Source organism: Streptomyces sp. MBT65 (genome assembly GCF_016612545.1).
In the GTDB taxonomy this organism is placed as follows: Bacteria; Actinomycetota; Actinomycetes; order Streptomycetales; family Streptomycetaceae; genus Streptomyces.
The window spans coordinates 45,135-64,463 of the sequence record NZ_JAENRY010000044.1 but is presented as its reverse complement, the minus strand read 5'-3'; the positions used below and the strand labels follow the sequence as shown (position 1 = coordinate 64,463).

General features: G+C 70.1%; 17 protein-coding genes. 10 read left to right on the top strand and 7 right to left on the bottom strand.

Translation table 11 applies throughout. The annotated features are described in order from the left end of the window. Nucleotides 1–146: 146 nt before the first annotated feature. Nucleotides 147–1,139 (top strand): glycoside hydrolase family 6 protein, encoded by a 993-nt coding sequence (locus JHN63_RS13005; protein WP_200679866.1) that lies wholly within the window; start codon nt 147–149, stop codon nt 1,137–1,139. Between the two features lie 29 nt (nt 1,140–1,168). On the opposite strand, the gene JHN63_RS13000 is transcribed toward JHN63_RS13005, so the two are convergent. Both JHN63_RS13000 and JHN63_RS12995 read right to left on the bottom strand, forming a co-directional pair. Beyond that, nucleotides 1,169–3,124 carry a kelch motif-containing protein gene (locus JHN63_RS13000; protein WP_200679864.1) on the bottom strand — a complete coding sequence of 652 codons (1,956 nt, stop codon included), beginning with the start codon at nt 3,122–3,124 and terminating at the stop codon, nt 1,169–1,171. 3 nt (nt 3,125–3,127) lie between these two features. Next, on the bottom strand, nt 3,128–4,912 hold the full coding sequence (locus tag JHN63_RS12995; RefSeq protein ID WP_200679862.1) for a glycosyltransferase family 2 protein: 1,785 nt from the start codon (nt 4,910–4,912) through the stop codon (nt 3,128–3,130). A gap of 274 nt (nt 4,913–5,186) precedes the next feature. Here JHN63_RS12995 and JHN63_RS12990 point away from each other — a divergent pair, with 274 nt between their 5' ends. After that, entirely contained in the window at nt 5,187–6,257 is a 1,071-nt protein-coding gene (locus JHN63_RS12990) for a phosphotransferase (protein WP_200679872.1), read from the top strand. A 105-nt stretch (nt 6,258–6,362) separates the two neighbouring features. Beyond that, a complete protein-coding gene (locus tag JHN63_RS12985; protein ID WP_200679860.1) occupies nt 6,363–6,566 on the top strand; it encodes a hypothetical protein in 204 nt (67 codons plus the stop codon). A 407-nt stretch (nt 6,567–6,973) separates the two neighbouring features. On the opposite strand, the gene JHN63_RS12980 is transcribed toward JHN63_RS12985, so the two are convergent. Continuing rightward, entirely contained in the window at nt 6,974–7,267 is a 294-nt protein-coding gene (locus tag JHN63_RS12980; RefSeq protein ID WP_019060761.1) for an MTH1187 family thiamine-binding protein, read from the bottom strand. Then, entirely contained in the window at nt 7,264–7,608 is a 345-nt protein-coding gene (locus tag JHN63_RS12975) for a DUF3817 domain-containing protein (protein WP_200679858.1), read from the bottom strand. The genes JHN63_RS12980 and JHN63_RS12975 overlap by 4 nt, the downstream gene beginning before the upstream one ends. A gap of 148 nt (nt 7,609–7,756) precedes the next feature. On the opposite strand from JHN63_RS12975, the gene JHN63_RS12970 reads away from it, so the two are divergent. The 5 genes from JHN63_RS12970 to JHN63_RS12950 all read left to right on the top strand — a co-directional run bounded on the left by JHN63_RS12970 (nt 7,757) and on the right by JHN63_RS12950 (nt 10,820). Beyond that, nucleotides 7,757–8,095, top strand: a complete 339-nt coding sequence (locus JHN63_RS12970; RefSeq protein ID WP_200679856.1) for a DUF6191 domain-containing protein — start codon at nt 7,757–7,759, stop codon at nt 8,093–8,095. Between the two features lie 77 nt (nt 8,096–8,172). Beyond that, complete coding sequence (locus JHN63_RS12965; RefSeq protein WP_200679870.1) at nt 8,173–8,805, top strand: AIM24 family protein; 633 nt, start codon at nt 8,173–8,175, stop codon at nt 8,803–8,805. A 1-nt stretch (nt 8,806) separates the two neighbouring features. Further along, nucleotides 8,807–9,457: an AIM24 family protein gene (locus JHN63_RS12960; protein WP_200679854.1), complete on the top strand. Its 651-nt coding sequence runs from the start codon at nt 8,807–8,809 to the stop codon at nt 9,455–9,457. Beyond that, nucleotides 9,454–10,251, top strand: a complete 798-nt coding sequence (locus tag JHN63_RS12955) for an AIM24 family protein (protein WP_200679845.1) — start codon at nt 9,454–9,456, stop codon at nt 10,249–10,251. Before JHN63_RS12960 ends, JHN63_RS12955 begins: the two co-directional genes overlap by 4 nt. A 92-nt stretch (nt 10,252–10,343) precedes the next feature. Then, a complete protein-coding gene (locus JHN63_RS12950; protein WP_200679836.1) occupies nt 10,344–10,820 on the top strand; it encodes a MarR family winged helix-turn-helix transcriptional regulator in 477 nt (158 codons plus the stop codon). A 226-nt stretch (nt 10,821–11,046) separates the two neighbouring features. Here the strand turns inward: JHN63_RS12950 and JHN63_RS12945 are convergent, their stop codons facing one another. The 3 genes from JHN63_RS12945 to JHN63_RS12935 form a co-directional block, all read right to left on the bottom strand. After that, entirely contained in the window at nt 11,047–12,285 is a 1,239-nt protein-coding gene (locus JHN63_RS12945) for an MFS transporter (protein ID WP_200679827.1), read from the bottom strand. 123 nt (nt 12,286–12,408) lie between these two features. Next, a complete protein-coding gene (gene meaB / locus JHN63_RS12940) occupies nt 12,409–13,365 on the bottom strand; it encodes a methylmalonyl Co-A mutase-associated GTPase MeaB (RefSeq protein ID WP_200679825.1) in 957 nt (318 codons plus the stop codon). A gap of 34 nt (nt 13,366–13,399) precedes the next feature. Then, entirely contained in the window at nt 13,400–14,602 is a 1,203-nt protein-coding gene (locus JHN63_RS12935; RefSeq protein WP_200679823.1) for an acetyl-CoA C-acetyltransferase, read from the bottom strand. A gap of 149 nt (nt 14,603–14,751) precedes the next feature. On the opposite strand from JHN63_RS12935, the gene mce reads away from it, so the two are divergent. Together mce and scy are read left to right on the top strand one after the other, a co-directional pair. Further along, entirely contained in the window at nt 14,752–15,192 is a 441-nt protein-coding gene (gene mce / locus JHN63_RS12930) for a methylmalonyl-CoA epimerase (protein ID WP_200679821.1), read from the top strand. A gap of 209 nt (nt 15,193–15,401) precedes the next feature. After that, on the top strand, nt 15,402–19,250 hold the full coding sequence (gene scy / locus JHN63_RS12925) for a polarized growth protein Scy (protein WP_200679813.1): 3,849 nt from the start codon (nt 15,402–15,404) through the stop codon (nt 19,248–19,250). Nucleotides 19,251–19,329 lie beyond the last annotated feature (79 nt).

Here is a 19,329-nt window from a genome sequence, read left to right as displayed (position 1 = left end):
GACCTGATGCACGAAAGAACACCACCGGCAATCCGCCCCTCACCTCACCCCCCGCCCGCCCGGCGCGCCAGGCCCCGGCGCAGTGACCGATCGTTCACAATTGCTGACGAATCATCACTTAATGTCCCCTCGCGCAAGGGAGTGGCATGTCCCGGCTGATCCGAACGTTCGCGGTGCTCTCGGTGTTCGGGCTCGTGGCGGGCTGTTCGTCCGCGTCCGACGTCGACGAGGCCTCCGTCGCCGGTGCCCGGTCCAAGGACCCCGCACACGCCACGTCCTTCTGGGTCGACCCGTCGAGTCCGGCGGCCGAGCAGATCCAGATGTGGGAACGGGAGGGACGTACACAGGACGCCGCGCTGCTCAAGCGGATCGCCGAGGAGCCGGCCGCGCTGTGGCCGGCCGGGGAGCTCGACCCCGGCCCGGTGATCAGGGCGGCGACCGCGGCCGCGCACCAGGAGGGGCGCACCGCGCTCTTCGTGGCGTACGACATTCCGCACCGGGACTGCGGTCAGCACTCGGCCGGCGGGGCGGCGGACGCGGACGCCTACCGGGCCTGGATCGGGAAGTTCGCCGAGGCCCTGGGTGACTCCAAGGCGCTCGTCGTGCTCGAACCCGATGCCGTCGCGCACATGGTGGACGGGTGCACCCCGGGCGAATACCAGGGCGAGCGCGAGCAGTTGCTGAGCGAGGCGGTCGTCCGGCTGAAGCAGCAGTCCGGTACGAAGGTGTACCTCGACGCGGGCAACCCGGCCTGGATCCAGGACCCTTGGAAGCTCGTCGAGCCCCTGAAGCGGGCCGGTGTCGAGGAGGCCGACGGGTTCTCGCTCAACGTGTCCAACTTCCAGACGGACGCGGTGACGAAGAAGTACGGCGTCCAGCTGTCCCGGGACCTCGGCGGCAAGCACTTCGTCGTCGACAGCAGTCGGAACGGCAACGGACCGCTGCCCGGCGCCTGGTGCAACCCGCCGGGCCGGGGACTGGGCACCCGCCCGACCACCGACACCGGAGAGGCCGCCCTGGACGCCTACTTGTGGATCAAGCGGCCCGGGGCCTCGGACGGCACGTGTGAGGGCGGGCCGGACGCCGGGCAGTGGTGGCCGGAGTACGCCCTGGAGCTGGCTCGCAACTCCAAGGCGTAGCAGAGCAGTTCAGTTCAGCAGGGTCAACTTCACTGCACCTGGAGCCACTTGGCCTCCGACGGCGTGCCGTCCGCGTCCGTCACGAACAGCATGTACCAGCCGGGCGGCACCAGCGCCCGGTCGTTCGGTACGTCCACCGTCACCGACTTGCCGTCCTTGACGAGGCCGAGCTCGATGGAGCGCTGCTCGACGTCCGTCGTGTGCGTGACCGAACTCGGGCGCATCAGACGGGCCTTGACGACCCGGTCGGGGTGGTCGGTGCGGAAGGTCGCCCGGTGATGGCGGTCCAGGGTCTCCGGACCGTCCTGGAGTACGGGCCTGTTGCCGCCGTTCTTGTGCAGCGCGGGCGGGGTGAAGATCTCCATGCGCTGCTCGAAGTGGCCCAGTTTGGTGTTGGCCTGGTCGTCGAAGAGCGGGTCGGAGCCGAAGGTGACGACCCTGCCGTCGGGCAACAGCAGTGCCTCGGAGTGGTAGTTGCGGCCGACCATCGGGGCGGCGGCCGCACGGAAGGCGTTGCCCTTCGGGTCGTAGAACTGCGCCTTGAAGATGTTGCTCGCGCTGCGGCCGCGGTAGTCCGAGGAGCCGTTGGTGGTGAAGACCGAGTCGTCCGGCATGATCACGCTGTTCAAGTACCGCGTGCCCTGCGGGAGATCGGGGCCGTCCTTGAAGACGGGGCTGTCCTGCTTGAGGTCGACGACCGCCGTGCGCGGGGTCGACTTCTTGGACTCGCCGACGCCTCCGCCGCCGAGGATCATCACCTTCTGGTCCTGCGCGGGCGGGAGAAGGAGGGAGGAGGAGGTCTCCGTCTCCTCCGGGTCGCGCAGGCCGGCGACCTTGGTGAACTTGTTGGTCTTAAGGTCCCAAAGGCCGGGCTCTCGGCCCTTGTTGGCGGGTCCGTAGCCGGCGTTCGAGGCCGGGTAGAAGAGCTTGCCGCCCTTGGTGAGGAACAGGGCCGGGTAGGTGGGGAAGTAGCGCTTGGGACCCGGGGTCCACTTCTTGGTCTTCGGGTCGTAGATCTCGTTGTCGCCCTGGTCGATGACGCCGACGTCGTCGAGCCCGGAGACGGCGAGGACACGGCCGTCGTCGAGGCCGACGAGGGTCGGGTACCAGCGGGCCTTGTCCATCGGGTCGACGGGGATGTACCGCTCGGCCTTCGGGTCGAACTCGTAGGCGGCGCGGATGCCTTGGTAGTCCTGCTTGTCCAGGGTGATCTTCTCGGAGAGGCCGTACGTGTTGTTCGCGTCGATGCCCTTGAGGCCGACGACGTCGTACTGCGCCTGCTTCTCGGTGACCGACATCGGGCCCGCCTCGGTGGCCTCGACGAAGACCCGGACCTCGCTCGCGGTGACCTTGGTCTGCCAAGGCTGCATCACACCACGGGCGTTGTACGTCACCTTGAACTCGCGCTTGGCCTTGGGGACGGTGACGTCGAACCTGGTGACGTAGTCGACGCCTGCCGGTGAGCGGAAGACGGTGCCCTTCTTGAGGAACATCGGCTTGTTGGGGTTCTCGTTCTTCACGCGCATACCGCCGCCGGCCCGCTTGACCTCGCCGTCGAGGAGTTCGTAGCGGGCGGTGCCGCCCGCCACCAGCAGGTTGCCGCTGGGGAGTTGACTGTGCCCGCCGCAGAAGAAGTCGACCGGGGTGGGGATCTTCTTGAAGGTGTTGGCCTTCGGGTCCCACAGGACGGTGTCGAAGGAACCGGCGTTGAACTTCTTCTGCTCGTTGCCCGATCCGGCCACGATCAGCACCTTGCCGGTGTGCAGCAGCGAGGCGTGGATGGCGTTGGTGCGGTACTCCTTCGGGATGTCGATCTGGTCCCAGGAGCCGTACTTGGCCATGTAGCCGGGGCGCGTGATCTTGTACTCGTGGTACTGCTCACCGGCGAAGTCGAGGGCGGCCGGGGCGTTGAGACCGGCCAGGACGGCGATGCCGCCGATGCCGAGGACGGTCTTCCTGGTTTTCTGGGACGGCTGGTACGCCATGGTCTAGCTACCCCCTGTCGTGGTGCTGGAGACGGACGGACCGGCCCCGGTGCCGGCGAGCGCGGGCTCGGCGGTGTCGACGGTGCGCGCGCCACCGAGCAGCGCGTGCCGCTCCCGGCGCTCCTTGAGCAGCGAGCCGACCCAAACCCCCAGCGGGGCAAGGGAGATGACCATCGCGAGGACCGCCCAGGTGCGCATGGCCGCGTGGGTGTGGTCGAGGATCACCGAGGCGGCCAGCGAGGTCGCCAGGAGGATCGCCCAGAAGAGATGGATCCGGAAGGTCATCACCCGGTCCGGGCTGGCGTCGCCGCCCTTGGGGGTGACGACGAACCGGCTGGGCCGCCGGATCAGCGCCTCACCGAAGGACTTGAGGTAGATCGGCGCGGAGAGCGCGGACATCGCCATGCCCGCGAGACCGCCGGATCCCTCCGGTTCGTGCGGGGAGACGTTGTGCCGCCGGTTCCACAGATACAGCCCGATCTGGAGGGCCGCAGCATCGCTGTAGAGCATCAGCCACACCGAGGCGGCGACCTGCGTGCCGGACGCCCCGAACCACAGGAACAGGAAGCAACTCATGATGCCCAGAAGCCAGTTGACCGCCGTCATCGGGTAGTAGACGAGCATCATCGTGTACGAGAACAGCCGCCCCGGAGGCATCGTGAACGGCGCCTTCCAGTACTGCTTGATCAGCGTCTCGTACGTCCCGCGCGACCACCGCATCTGCTGGGTGAAGAAGTCGGTCCAGGAGGCCGGCCCCTCCCCCACCGCGAGCACGTCCGGGGTGTAGACGGACCGCCAGTGCGTGCGGGTCAACGGGTTGCGGTGCCGGTGGAGTTCGAAGCCGGTGGCCATGTCCTCCGTGATGGAGTCGTAGAGCCCGCCGATCTGCTTGACGGCGGCCATCCGTACGACGTTGTTGGTGCCGACGAACATGGGGGCGCGGTAGCGGTTGCCGGCGCGCTGGATCAGCGCGTGGAAGAGGAACTGCTGCGACTCGGCGGCCTTGGTCACGGGGTTGTGGTAGTTCCCGTAGACCTGCGGTCCCACGACGAAGGCGATGTCCGGGTCGCGGAAGTAACCCATCATCCGCTCAAGGAAGTTGGGGAGCGGGACGTGGTCGGTGTCTACGGAGGCGAAGAACTCGTAGTCGCCGCCGTGCATCGCGATCCAGGCGTTGTAATTCCCGTGCTTCGTACGGGCTTTGTGGACACCCTTGGGACGGTTCCACTCCGGGACGCCGTGCCGCGTGAAGTGCCGTACGCCCAACTCGGCGCACAGCGCCTTGGCTTGCTCGTCGTCCCCCTCGTCGAGGAGCCAGACGTCGACTGGGCCGGTATGCGTGACCCTGACCGCGCCTTCGAGCGTCGCGCGGACCATGGACAGAGGTTCCTTGCCCGGGACGTACGTCGTGAGGAAGGCGACGCGGGTGCCGGCCTCGGGGACGACGGGGATCGGGTCGCGGGCGACCAGCGTGGCGTGGGCGACGGAGGCGACGTTGACGACCATGAACAGCTCGATGAGGCCGATGGCTATCAGCATCGCGATGTCGAGCCCGACCATCCACTCCTGACCGCCGTCGCGCTCGACCCAGTGGGTGGGCCAGACGAGGTAGACGAGCAGGGCGGCGGTGAGCACCGGGGCGAGGCTCATCAGGAGGACAGCGCGTATTCGGTGGGGCTCGCGCGAGAGGAGCGAGGTGTACTGCACCTGGTACGACGCACCGGACGGCTCGGTGAGCGGCCCGGCCAGTCGGCTGTAGGTGTCGTAGTCGTAGCCCTCCGGCCGCACAGCGCCCTCCAATGATTGAGGAGTGATCGACGCCCGGGGACCGCCGTAACCCTTGGGTTCCGAAGATCGACCGGGCCGATAACCACACACAAGTGGAGATTTGAGGGCGTGTCGAACTGGGTGCGTCCAGGTGGGTGGGCGGTTGCCTCCGGCGGCGGAACGGGGTGCCTCCGGCGGTGGAACGGAGTGCCTCCGGCGGTGGAACGGGGTGCGGGGGCGGCTCGGGGAGAATGCCCCGGTCATGATCCTCAGCAGCGTCCCGGGAGGCACCCGCATGCACGACACCGCCGATCTCATCGCCGAGACCTACGCGCTCGGCGCCGGACCGTGGACGCTGACGCCCGTCACCCGGGGCGCGCTGGGCCAGATCTGGAAGCTGTCCGGCAACGGTTCCTCGTGGGCCGTCAAGGAACTGCTCTTCGGCTGCGACGAGAACCAGGTCCGCCGGGAGGCCGCGTTACGGGAGGCGTCGGAGAGGCTGGGCATCGCGTCGCCGCGGCTGATGCCCAACAGGGCCAATAGGGCTAGTAGGGCTAGTAGGGCTAGTACGGCCGATAAGGAGGGGACGCATGTCTCCCGTCTGGACCCCGGCTCCGGTTCCGCATCCGGTCGCCCTTCCACCTCTGGTTCCGGCCCTTCCGCCGGCTCCCACATCAAGGTGTACGACTGGATCGAGGGCACTCGCGCGGACGCGTCCGACCCGGATGTCCTGGACTGGTTCGGGCGGACCATGGCGCTGCTGTACCGGGCGGGAGAGGGCGAGAGCGAGCTGCCGGACGCCTGGTACGAGCGGTGCCCGCAGGACGCCGAGTGGGAGGACCTGCACGGGAAGGTACTGCGGGCGGGACTGCCGTGGGCGGACGCGCTGGGCCGGTTCATCGCCACCTCCGCGCGGGAGTTGGCGCACTGGGTGACCCCGTCCGGTCCCGGCGACCTGGTGACCTCCCACCTCGATCTGCAACCTCAGAACGTCCTGGTCGGCCCGTCCGGTCCCGTCCTCCTCGACTGGGACAACGCCGGATCCGTGTCGGCGGAACGGGAGTTGGCCCGCGCCCTGTTCGTGTGGTCGGGCGGGAACGAGGGGCACGTAGAGGCGGGCGTGCGGGTGGCGCGGGCCTATCGGAACGCCGGGGGACGTGCCGTCGTACAGGGTCCGCAGTCCTTCTCGATGCTCTTCGCCACCGACCTCAACTACGTGTACGTCCAGGCGGAGTGCGCGATCGACCCGACGGTGACGGCGGAGCAACGGGAGTTCGCGAGCGGCCAGGTCGTCGCCGCGTTGGGGCGGGTGCCGGATCTGGGGGTGGTGGCGCGGTTGAGTGCGGCGGTGGAGCGGGTGGGGTGAGCAACCGTGGTGCGGCGGAGGGGAGTTGGAGGAGCGGCTCCCGGCGCGCGGAAGCCGACGCTGTGCGCCGGGCCGTCGCGGTCGCTCGCCGGTGCGGGCCCACGGGTGGATCACTTCCGTGAGGAGGAGATCCTGACCCGGCCTCAACTCCGCTCGGTGGCCGAGGAGTTCGAGGCGACGGAGGCGGTCGGGCGGGAGACCTTGCCTGCGGCGACTGCACGCTTCGTGGCGTCGGTCGTGGCGCGCGGCGACGACGTGGTGATCGCGGACGCGCTGGCGCCGATCATGCCGGCCTTGCGCTCGCTATGAGCCACCGTGAAGAAGTGATCGACGCGTTCACGGCCGAGCTCACGAGCGCGCCGGCCCCGGTCGGCCCGGTCGTGGTCTTCCTCGACGGGGACGCGGGGCCGCGCTGTCCCGCGCCGCCGAGCGGGAAGGACCCGAGCGGCTCGACCGGTCCGTCGGAAAGCTCGCCGCGAATGGGGGGAAGCCCTCGCGTCACCGACCTCGCGTCCGCGGTGCCGTATCCGCAGCGCGAACGGGCGGTGACGCTCGACGTGGTTCGCCGGCTCGGCTGGGGACTCGTCGGGGGCGGACAGGTCGACGAGTCGGCTCCGGCCGACGTACCGAGGGCGGCGGCGCAGGGTCTTCACCCCTGGCTCCCCCGACCACTCCCCCTCCGCTTCCGCCTCCCCCGACGGTCGGCGAATCCCGCGCTACTCCGCCAGGTGCCGCTCGACCGTCTCCACCTTCGACGTGAGGCCGTCCGTCACGCCGGGGCGGATGTCCGCCTTGAGGACGACGGAGACGCGCGGGGCGCGGGCCTCGACCGCGGCGACGGCGCGCTTGACGACGTCCATGACCTCGTCCCACTCGCCCTCGATGCTGGTGAACATCGCGTCGGTGCGGTTGGGCAGGCCGGATTCGCGGACCACGCGGACGGCGTCGGCGACGTACTCCCCGACGTCCTCGCCGACCCCGAGCGGGGTCACGGAGAAGGCGACGATCATGCGTTCACGATCCCTTCCTGGCGGGCGCGGGAGGCGATGAGCGCGTTCTCGGCCTCGCGCCTGAGCTTGCGCTCGGCGAAGAAGCCGCCGGTGGGCAGCACGGAGAGGACGAAGTAGAAGGCCGCCGTCTTCGCGCCCCACTTGGTGCGGTTCCAGGCGTCGATCCAGAAGAGGACGTAGAGGATGAAGAGGACGCCGTGGACCATGCCCATCACGGGCACCGCGTTGAAGTCCGTGGTCCGCTTCAGCACCGAGCAGACGAGCAGGAGGAGGAAGGACACGGCCTCGGGGGCCGACACCAGGCGGAGGCGGCGGATGGCGGTGGCGGTCTTGATGTCCACAGGTCACCTTCGGTGAGGGAGACGTCCACAGTTTGTGAACGCGAGCACAAACGTTCACCCATTGTGGCAAACGGCTGAGCGCGCCAAGACTGGGGGTCAGGACCGAGGGACGAGACCGAGGTCCGTCGCCGACATCCCGGGAGTGCCCGTGCAGTTCGTTTTCTTCATGACGCTGCCCGGGCTCGTGGTCCTGCTGACCGCGCTCGCCTTCCTCGACCAACTGCTCCTGAAGGCCGGCCGCGCCGGAATGCTCCCCTGGCGGAACGCGGGGCGGCAGGGCCAGATCTCCGCGACCGGCTTCGAGCAGCTGCACGCGAGCCTGTCGCCGGGGAAGCAGACCGAGCTGAAGGAACGGCAGAGCGCGCTGGTGATGCGGGACGACGAGGAGGACGGGGACCCGCCGTGGTCCACGGTCGACCTGGGCGCGGGGACGGCGGTCATACGACTCCGGGGCGCGTCCCCCGACACGTCCCGCGACACTCCCTAGGGGGCAGGTCAGGGTCGTTCTCCACCCACGGGCCCTGTCCTCGACGGCACCCCTGCGGTTACCTTCGCACGGTGGCGATGTTTCGACTCCAGGGCAGCAAGGTGCTCGCCGTCGACATGACCGGGGACGCCGTGAAGGCGAAGAACGGCTCGATGGTCGCGTACGACGGGCAGATGGCCTTCAAGAAGATGAGCGGCGGCGGTGAGGGCATCCGGGGGATGGTGACCCGGCGGCTCACCGGTGAGCAGATGACGGTGATGGAGGTGAGGGGGCAGGGGACCTGCTGGTTCGCGGACCGGGCGTCCGAGATCAACCTCGTGAGCCTCCAGGGCGACAAGCTCTACGTCGAGTCGAGCAACCTGCTCGCGACCGACGCGGGGCTGCGCACGGGCACGACCTTCACCGGACTGCGGGGCGCCTCGCAGGGCAACGGACTGTTCACGACGACCGTCGAAGGGCACGGCCAGGCGGCGATCATGTCGGACGGCCCGGCGGTGGTGCTGCGGGTCAGCCGGCAGTACCCGCTGACCGTCGACCCGGGCGCGTACATCGCGCACCAGGGGAATCTGAACCAGTCCTTCCAGTCCGGTGTGACCTTCCGCACGCTCTTCGGGGAGGGCGGCGGCGAGGCCTTCCAGATCCGCTTCGAGGGGGACGGGCTCGTCTACGTCCAGCCCAGCGAGCGGAACACGATCGCGGGGGACGTGTGACATGGCCTTCACCGAGATCAACTCGAAGATGATCCAGGCCACGGTCCTGCCGGGCCAGCGGCTGTACAGCCAGCGCGGCGCGATGCTCGCCTACAAGGGAGACGTCTCCTTCACCCCCAACATCCAGGGCGGGCAGGGGGGCGTGATGTCGATGATCGGGCGCCGGGTGGCGAACGAGGCGACACCGCTGATGACCGTCGAGGGCAGCGGCACCGTGATGTTCGGTCACGGCGGCCACCACATCCAGATCATCGAGCTCACCGGCGACACCCTCTATGTGGAGGCCGACCGTCTGCTCGCCTTCGAGGGCACCCTCCAGCAGGGCACGATGTTCATGGGCTCGCAGGGCGGCGTCATGGGCATGGTCCGCGGCCAGGTCACCGGCCAGGGACTCTTCACGACCACCCTCCAGGGGCGGGGCGCGGTCGCCGTGATGGCCCACGGCGGGGTCTTCGAGGTGCCGATCACCCCCGGCAGACCCGTCCATGTCGACCCGCAGGCCTACGTCGCCCACCACGGCGACGTACGCAACAAGCTGTCCACGGCGCTCGGTTGGCGCGACATGGTGGGCCGGGGCTCCGGCGAGGCGTTCCAACTGGAGCTGAGCGGCAACGGCGCGGTGTACGTCCAGGCGTCGGAGGAGAAGCTGTGAGCCAGTACGCGGGGTCCGGCCCCACGGTCTACGACCCGATGACCCTGCCGGTCGACGACAACGTCAACAAGTACACCTTCTGCGTGGAGCTCAAGGGGAGCCAGTGGTTCCTGCAGAAGGGCAAGATGATCGCCTACTACGGCTCGATGGAGTTCAACGGCATCGGGCACGGGCGACTCGACCGACTTGTCCGTACGTCCTTCCATTCGCCTCTGCACGCGAGCGACTGGGTCGTGGCGGAGGGCTCGGGCAAGATGCTGCTCGCCGACCGGGCCTTCGACGTCAATTCGTACGACCTCGAAGACGGCAACCTGACCATTCGCTCGGGCAACCTGCTCGCTTTTCAGCCAACTCTCGCGCTCAAGCAGTCGATCGTTCCCGGTTTTCTGACACTGATCGGCACGGGCAAGTTCGTGGCCGCGTCGAACGGCCCGGTGGTGTTCATGGAACCCCCGATCAGAGTGGACCCGCAGGCCCTCGTCGGCTGGGCCGACTGCCCTTCCCCGTGCCATCACTACGACCACTCGTACATGACCGGCCTGATGGGCGGTCTACGTGCGATGACAGGCATCGGCGGGGCCTCCGGGGAGGAGCACCAGTTCGAGTTCGTCGGGGCGGGCACGGTGCTGCTCCAGTCGTCGGAGACCCTCATGGCCGAGCAGGCCACCGGGGTTGTGCCGCACGAGCCAGGGGTACCGGGTGGGGGCGGGGCCCCCACAGGCCCCGCACAGCAAGCGGGCGCACCGCGCCTTCCCGGACAGCTGGGGGACCTCCAGCGTCGCTTCGGGCTGTGAGCGGTAGTCTGCGGAGTGTGACGTCGAACGTGTGCGCGCCGTCACGCCACCCTCACTAGTTCGCTATTCAACATTTTAGGTAGACTTCATTCATGGAGACCGAGACGGCCACGCGCTGGCTGACCGATGAGGAGCAGTGCGCCTGGCGCACCCACCTGGAGGTCAACAGGCTGCTGACGTACCAACTCGAGAAGGACCTTCAGCCGTTCGGCCTGACGATGAACGACTACGAGATCCTGGTGAATCTCTCCGAGGCGGAGGACCAGCGGCTGCGGATGAGCGACCTCGCGGCCGCCACGCTCCAGTCCAAGAGCCGCCTCTCGCATCAGATCACGCGCATGGAGAACGCGGATCTGGTCCGGCGTGAGAACTGCGAGTCGGACCGCCGGGGGCTGTACGCGGTGCTGACCGAGCACGGCCTGGAGACGATGAAGAAGGTCGCGCCGCATCATGTGGCGTCCGTACGGCGGCACTTCATCGACCTCGCGACGCCCGAGGGCTTGTCGGAACTCTCCAAAACGCTGAAGCCGATCGCGGAACATCTGCGCGGCCAGCGAGGTCGTCCCTAGGCTGAGCGGGACGTCTGGGGGCTGCCGCCCCCAGACCCCAGCTTCGGCCCTGAAGGGGCTCCTCCTCAGACGCCGGACGAGCTGACAGTGCCGGCCGGTGTCGGAAAGGCCGACCTGCGTCGGTGAAGCGCCGGACAGGCTGGATCGTGCGCGACCTCGCCGTGAGAGCGGTGCCGCTCACATCCCGTGCTCGACACCGCCCTTCTCTCAGGGACGCGGGGCTGTATCACCATGCGGCTCCGCCGCGTGGGCGCGGCCGGCCACGACGAACCGGCACACAGGACACAGCCCCCACAGCGCCCGCCACCACCCCGGCGACCACAAAACAAACCCCCACCGGCACCTGCCCAAGAACCAGCCCCGTCACCACAGACCCACCCGAACTCCCGGCATTCACCGCCATGTTGACCCATGCCCCCGCCTGAGTCCGCGCCTCCGGCCCCGCCACCTCGTCCGCGAGCAGATACGCAGTGGTCAACGCCGGTGCCACGAAGAACCCCGCACACCCCACCGCCACGGTGAGTGACCACAGCCCGGGTGCGAACCCCGCCGCGACCAGCGCCAGCCCGAGCCCCAGCGCCGACAACGCCAGCCGTGCCCGCGCGGCCGCACGCCAGTTCACCGCACCGTTCAGCAGACCCCCCACCGCGCTGCCCGCCGAAACCGCGGCCAGTACCCAGGGCACGACACCCTCGCCGTACCCCCGTTGCTCGGCGAAGGCCATCACGGACAGGTAGGCGGCGCTCAACGCGAGCCCCGTCCCGGCGGCCACGACGACGGGGCCAAGCAGCCCGCGGACCCTGGAGAGCTTCAACCCCCGCCCGGCGCCTGCCGGAACGCGTACCCCGGCCAGTGCGGGTGACGTGACGAAGGCGAGGGTCCCCGCGCCGATCAGCGCCGCGCTGAGCAGGATCGCGGCGGCCGGTGGGGCGAGGACCAGTACCGCGCCGACCACCAACGGGCCGACGACATACAGGAGTTCCTCGGCGACACCGTCGAGGCTGTACGCGCGCTGCAACAGGCCGCGGTCACCGACCAGTTCGGCCCACACGGAGCGCATCGTGGGGCCAAGTGGGGGCGCGCACATACCGGTTAGCGCAGCCACCGCGCCCAGCACCACCTCCGGTGTTCCGGGGCGCCAGGTCGCCGCCGCGAGGACGCAGAGGAGGGCGCCGTAGAGCATCGCCATGGGCAGCAGGGCGTGGCGCGGGCCGTGGCGGTCGACCAGGGCCGAGCGGAAGGGCATCAGCAGGACGGCCATGGCCCCGAAGACGGCCATGACCGTGCCGGCCACCGCGTACGAGCCGGTGGAGTGGACGACGGCGAGCAGCACGGCCGGCGAGACCGTGCCGTAGGAGAACCTGCCGACGAGGGCGGCGGTGAACGTGCGGCGCGCGTACGGGACTTGAAGCACGGCGGCATACGAAGGGCACGCCGGAGTCGGCGTGGAAGAAGGCGCGGACATGCGAGAGGTTCCTCAACTGGAGGCATGGGAAAGGGACGCCGGTGTGTTCGGCGTGCCCTATGCCACGAGGAGGAACGACATGTGGGTCAACGTAGCAGCCGCGCCAGGACGTCGGCCATCGACTTAGCCCTCCGTGATGCCCGCGATCAGCTCGTCCGCCGCCCGGTACACGTCCAACTCCCCCGCCACGACCCGCTCCGCGAGCGCGCCGACCCGGCGGTCCCCGTGCAGGTCGCCGATGCGGGCGCGCAACGCCGTCACCGCGATCGTCTCGACCTCGCGGGCAGCGCGGGCCGTCCGCCGCTCCGCGAGGACCCCGTGCTCCTCCATCCACGCCCGGTGCTTCTCCAGGGCTTCCACCACCTCGTCGATGCCCTCCGCGCGGGAGGCGACCGTCTTGACGATCGGGGGGCGCCAGTCGCCGGGGGCGCGGGACTCGCCCAGGCCCAGCATGTGGTTCAGCTCGCGGACCGTCGCGTCCGCGCCGTCGCGGTCGGCCTTGTTGACGACGTAGACATCGCCGATCTCCAGGATTCCGGCCTTCGCCGCCTGGATGCCGTCGCCCATACCGGGGGCCAACAACACCACGCTCGTGTCCGCCTGCGAGGCGATCTCCACCTCCGACTGGCCGACCCCCACCGTCTCCACCAGGATCACGTCGCAGCCCGCCGCGTCGAGGACGCGGATCGCCTGCGGGGCGGACCAGGCGAGGCCGCCGAGGTGGCCGCGGGTGGCCATCGAGCGGATGTAGACGCCGGGGTCGGAGGAGTGGTCGGACATGCGGACGCGGTCGCCGAGGAGCGCGCCGCCCGAGAACGGCGAGGACGGGTCGACGGCCAGGACGCCGACCCGTCTGCCCTGCTTGCGGTAGGCCGTGACCAACGCGGACGTGGACGTGGACTTGCCGACGCCCGGCGATCCGGTGAGGCCCACGACGTAGGCCCCGCCGGTCAGCGGTGCGAGGGCCGCCATGACCTCCCTGAGCTGGGGGGACGCCCCCTCCACCAGGGAGATCAGCCGGGCCACGGCTCGTGGCCGGCCTTCCCTGGCATGGGCCACCAGCGAGGCGACGTCCTCCATCACAGCTCCGTTCCGTTCCGAGAGATACTGCTGCTCAGGCCTTGGGTACCCGCACGATCAGTGCGTCACCCTGACCGCCGCCGCCGCACAGCGCCGCCGCGCCGACCCCGCCGCCGCGCCGCTTGAGCTCCAGGGCCAGGTGCAGGACGAGGCGCGCGCCGGACATTCCGATGGGGTGGCCCAGGGCGATGGCCCCACCGTTGACGTTCACCTTTTCCGTGGACACCCCGAGGTCCTTCATTGACTGCACCGCCACGGCGGCGAAGGCCTCGTTGATCTCGATCAGGTCGAGGCTCTCGACCTCCAGGCCCTCCTTCTTCAGGGCGTGCAGGATCGCGTTGGACGGCTGCGACTGGAGCGAGTTGTCGGGTCCCGCCACATTGCCGTGCGCGCCGATCTCGGCGATCCACTCCAGGCCCAGCTCCTGCGCCTTGGTCTTGCTCATCACGACCACGGCCGCCGCACCGTCCGAGATCTGGGAAGAGGTGCCCGCGGTGATCGTGCCGTCCTTCGTGAACGCGGGGCGCAGCTTGCCGAGCGACTCGGCCGTGGTCTCCGCGCGGATGCCCTCGTCCTTGCTGAAGAGGACCGGGTCGCCCTTGCGCTGCGGGATCTCGACCGGGGTGATCTCGGCCTCGAAGACGCCCTTCTGCTGGGCGGCCGCGGCCCGCTGGTGGGAGAGCGCTGCGACCTCGTCCTGCTCGGGGCGCAGGATGCCGAGGCGCGTGTTGTGCTTCTCCGTGGACTCGCCCATGGCGATGTTCTCGAAGGCGTCGGTCAGGCCGTCGTGGGCCATCGCGTCGAGCATCTCGATCGCGCCGTACTTGTAGCCCTCACGGGACTTGGGAAGCAGGTGGGGGGCGTTGGTCATGGACTCCTGGCCGCCCGCGACGATCACGTCGAACTCACCTGCACGGATGAGCTGGTCGGCGAGCGCGATGGCGTCGAGGCCGGAGAGACAGACCTTGTTGATGGTGAGCGCCGGGACGCTCATGGGGATGCCCGCCTTGACGGCGGCCTGGCGTGCCGGGATCTGCCCTGCCCCGGCCTGGAGCACCTGGCCCATGATCACGTACTGCACCTGGTCGCCACCGATACCCGCACGGTCGAGGGCGGCCTTGATCGCGAAGCCGCCGAGATCGGCTCCGGAGAAGGACTTCAGGGAGCCCAGCAACCGTCCCATGGGCGTCCGGGCGCCCGAGACGATCACCGAGGTCGTGCTGTTCGTTCCAGACATGAGGTGCGATCCCCTTCCAGCGTGTTTCAGCTGAGGAGTGAACGAGGGTTTACTCGAAATGTACTGAGCGGTAGACCACCCCGTCATCGGGCCGTCGGTGTGATCGCGCGCACGTTGCGTAACCATCCGGTGAGCGCTGCACTACATACATGCTGACGCGAATCGACCACATCGGGATCGCCTGCTTCGACCTCGACACGACCGTCGAGTTCTACCGGGCCACGTACGGCTTCGAGGTGTTCCACTCCGAGGTCAACGAGGAGCAGGGCGTGCGCGAGGCCATGTTGAAGATCAACAACACGGACGACGGCGGCGCCTCCTACCTCCAGCTCCTGGAGCCGACCCGCGAGGACTCCGCCGTAGGAAAGTGGCTGGCGAAGAACGGGGAGGGGGTCCACCACATCGCCTTCGGTACGGCGGACGTCGACGCGGACTCCGCCGACATCCGGGGGAAGGGCGTACGCGTTCTGTACGACGAGCCCCGGATCGGTTCCATGGGGTCACGGATCACGTTCCTGCATCCAAAGGATTGCCATGGCGTACTGACAGAACTGGTCACTTCGGCGGCTGTTGAGTCACCTGAGCACTGACCCTCGTACATATGGGCCGGTAGGGTTGGGGTCGGTCGTCGCTCGCAACCAGGACGACCGCATGCCGGGGTCCGGTTTCGGGGGGCGAGCGTCGGGGCAGCAGCCCGTGCTCGGCCGTTGATCTGACACCATTCCCCGGGAGCCCCGTCCGGTGGATGGACGGAGCTCGTTGGAGTAAACCGCGACCAGGGGACGGATGGGACCGCGCAGTGCGGGGCTACGAACGCCAGGAGCGAGAGCCGGCGGCTGACGTCGACCACCTCTCTCGGTTCGAGGCCGAGATGGAGCGGCTGAAGACCGAGCGGGAAAAGGCGATCCAGCATGCCGAGGACCTCGGCTACCAGGTCGAGGTGCTGCGCGCCAAGCTGCACGAGGCGCGCCGCACCCTCATGTCCCGGCCGGCTTACGACGGCGGTGACATCGGCTATCAGGCCGAGCAGATGCTTCGTAATGCCCAGGTCCAGGCCGACCAGTTGCGGCAGGACGCCGAGCGGGAGCTGAGCCAGGCCCGCGCGCAGACCCAGCGCATCCTCCAGGAGCACGCCGAGCAGGCCGCGCGCCTCCAGGCGGAGCTGCACCAGGAGGCGGTGACCCGGCGCCAGCAGCTCGACCAGGAGCTGGGCGAGCGCCGGCAGACCGTCGAGTCGCACGTCAACGAGAACGTGGCGTGGGCCGAGCAGTTGCGCGCCCGCTCCGAGACCCAGGCCCGCCGGCTGGTGGACGAGTCCCGCGCCGAGGCCGAGCAGGCGCTGGCCGCCGCCCGCGCCGAGGCCGAGCGGGTCGCCGCCGAGGCCAGGCAGCGGCTGGAGATGGACGCCGAGGCGGCCCGCGCCGAGGCCGAGCAACTCCTGCGCCGCGCCCGCACGGACGCCGAGCGACTGCTGAACGCGGCGTCCAGCCAGGCCCAGGAGGCCACCGACCACGCCGAGCAGCTCCGCAGCTCCACGGTCAACGAGTCGGACTCCGCCCGCCGCCAGGCCACCGAGCTGAGCCGGGCCGCCGAGACGCGCATGGCCGAGGCCGAGACCTCACTGCGTGAGGCGCGCCTGGAGGCCGAGAAGGTCCTCTCCGAGGCCAAGGAGGCCGCGGCCAAGGCGCTCGCGAGCGCCGAGTCGGCCAACGAGCAGCGCACCCGGACGGCGAAGGAGCAGGTCGCCCGGCTGGTCACGGAGGCCACCAAGGAGGCCGAGACCACCAAGGCGGACGCCGATCAGATCGTCGCCGACGCCCAGGCCAAGGCCGACAAGATCGTCGCGGAGGCCGAGGAGAACGCGCGCAGCCTCACCGCCGAGGAGACCGCCTCCCAGCTCGCCAAGGCCGCCCGTACCGCCGAGGACGTGCTCGACAAGGCGTCCGAGGACGCGAAGAACACCACGAAGGCCGCCACCGAGGAGGCCGAGCGGATCCGCTCCGAGGCGGAGGCCGAGGCCGACCGGCTGCGCGCCCAGGCGCACGACATCGCCGAGGGCCTCAAGGGCGCGGCGAAGGACGACACCAAGGAGTACCGCGCCAAGACGGTCGAGCTCCAGGAGGAGGCGCGCCGGCTGCGCGGCGAGGCCGAGCAGTTGCGCGCCGACGCGGTCGGCGAGGGCGAGCGCATCCGCGCCGAGGCCCGCCGCGAGGCCGTCCAGCAGATCGAGGAGGCGGCCAGGACCGCCGAGGAGCTGCTGTCCAAGGCCCGGGCCGACGCCGACGAGCTGCGCCAGACCGCCACCACGGACAGCGAGAAGGTCCGCACCGAGGCCATCGAGCGCGCCACCACGCTGCGCCGGCAGGCCGAGGAGACCCTCGACCGGACCCGCAAAGAGGCCGAGCGGCACCGCTCGGAGGTCATCGAGCAGTCCGAGGGCATCAAGGCGAACGCCGAACAGGCGGCGCGCGACCTGCGGGACGAGACCGAGCGGGCCATAGAGGCACGCCGCGAGGAGGCCGCCGAGGGCCTGACGCGGCTGCACACGGAGACCGAGGAGCGGCTCGCCGCTGCCGAGCAGGCACTCACCGACGCCCGCGAGGAGGCCGAGCGGATCCGCCGCGAGGCCGCCGAGGAGACGGAGCGCCTGCGCGGCGAGGCCGCCGACCGCATCCGCTCGCTCCAGGCGCAGGCCGAGGCGGAGGCCGACCGGCTGCGCAACGAGGCGGCCGGCGACGCGTCCGCCTCCCGCGCCGAGGGCGAGGCCATCGCCGTACGCTTGCGGTCCGAGGCGTCCGCGGAGGCCGAGCGGCTCAAGACCGAGGCGCAGGACACCGCCGACCGGGTCCGCGCCGAGGCACAGGCCGCCGCCGAGCGCCTCGCCATCGAGGCCTCGGAGACGCTGGCCGCCGCCCAGGAGGAGGCCGTACGGCGTCGTCGTGAGGCGGAGGAGCTGCTCGGGTCGGCCCGTGAGGAGGCCGGGCAGGAGCGCGAGCGGGCCCGCGAGCAGAGCGAGGAGCTGCTGGCGTCGGCGCGCAACCGCGTGGAGGAGGCGCAGTCCGAGGCGCTGCGGCTGGTCGAGGAGGCCGACCGGCGCGCCACCGAGATGGTGTCGGGCGCCGAGCAGCACGCGCAGCAGGTACGGGAGTCCGTCGCCGGGCTGCACGAGCAGGCCCAGGAGGACATCCAGGGGATCAGGTCGGCCGCCGAGCACGTGGCGGACCGTACCCGGCGCGAGGCGCAGGAGGAGGCGGACCGGGTCCGCGCCGACGCCTACAGCGAGCGGGAGCGGGCCACCGAGGACGCCAACCGCGTCCGGCGCCGGGCGGCCGAGGAGACGGACGCCGCCAAGGCCCTCGCGGAGCGCACCGTCTCGGACGCCATCGCGGAGGCCGAGCGGCTGCGCTCGGAGGCCGCCGAGCACTCCCAGCAGGCGCGCACGGAGGCGGCGGACGCGATCGCGCAGGCCGACCAGGACGCGGCGCGGGCCCGGGCGGACGCCCGCGAGGACGCCAACCGCATCCGTTCGGACGCGGCGACGCAGGCGGACACCCTCATCACCGAGGTGACGGCGGAGGCGGAGCGGCTCCAGACGGAGACGATCAACGAGGCGGAGCGGGTGCGCTCGGAGGCCGTGGCCAAGGCCGGGCAGCTGATCTCGGACGCGACCGGGGACGCGGAGCGGCTGCGGGCCGAGGCCGCCGAGACGGTCGGTGCCGCGCAGCTGCACGCCGAGCGGACCCGGAGCGAGGCCGCGCGGCTCAAGGCGGACGCCGAGGCGGAGGCGGAGCGGGTCACCACGGCGGCGCGCGAGGAGTCCGAGCGGACGCTGGACGAGGCCCGCAAGGAGGCCAACAAACGCCGGTCGGACGTGGCCGAGCAGGTCGACACCCTCATCACGGAGACCGCGGCGGAGGCCGACAAGCTGCTCAGCGAGGCCCAGCAGCAGGCGCAGAAGACGACCGCGGACGCCGAGGCACAGGCCGACTCGATGGTCGGCGCGGCCCGCACCGAGGCCGACCGGCTGGTGGCCGAGGGCACGGTCGAGGGCAACACCCGGGTGGAGCAGGCCCGTACGGACGCGGACGAGCTGCTGGTCGGCGCGCGCCGGGACGCCACCGCCATAAGGGAGCGGTCCGAGGAGCTGCGCGACCGCATCACCACGGAGATCGAGAACCTGCACGAGCGGGCCCGCCGTGAGTCCGCCGAGACGATGAAGTCGGCCGGCGACCGCTGCGACGCGCTCATCAAGGCGGCGGAGGAGCAGCTCGGCAAGGCGCAGATGAAGGCCAAGGAGCTGGTCTCGGAGGCCAACTCCGAGGCGGGCAAGGTCCGTATCGCCGCCGTGAAGAAGGCCGAGGGTCTCCTCAAGGAGGCCGAGCAGAAGAAGGCCACGCTGATCCGTGAGGCCGAGGAGCTGAAGATCGAGGCGATCCGCGAGGCCCGCCGCACGGTCGAGGAGGGCAAGCGCGAACTCGACGTGCTGGTCCGCCGCCGCGAGGACATCAACGCCGAGATCTCCCGTGTCCAGGACGTCCTGGAAGCGTTGGAGTCTTTCGAGGCCCCGACAGCGGCCAAGGACGGCGGGGTCAAGGCAACAGCCACCGCGGGCGCAACTCGTTCGGGTGGCAAGTCGGTTGAAGGCTAGCGAAGGTTAAGAACCTGCTGTGAGGTTCGGGCGTTCTGGGGCCTTTGACCCGGTCCTTGGCAAGCGGTCGGACGGTTAG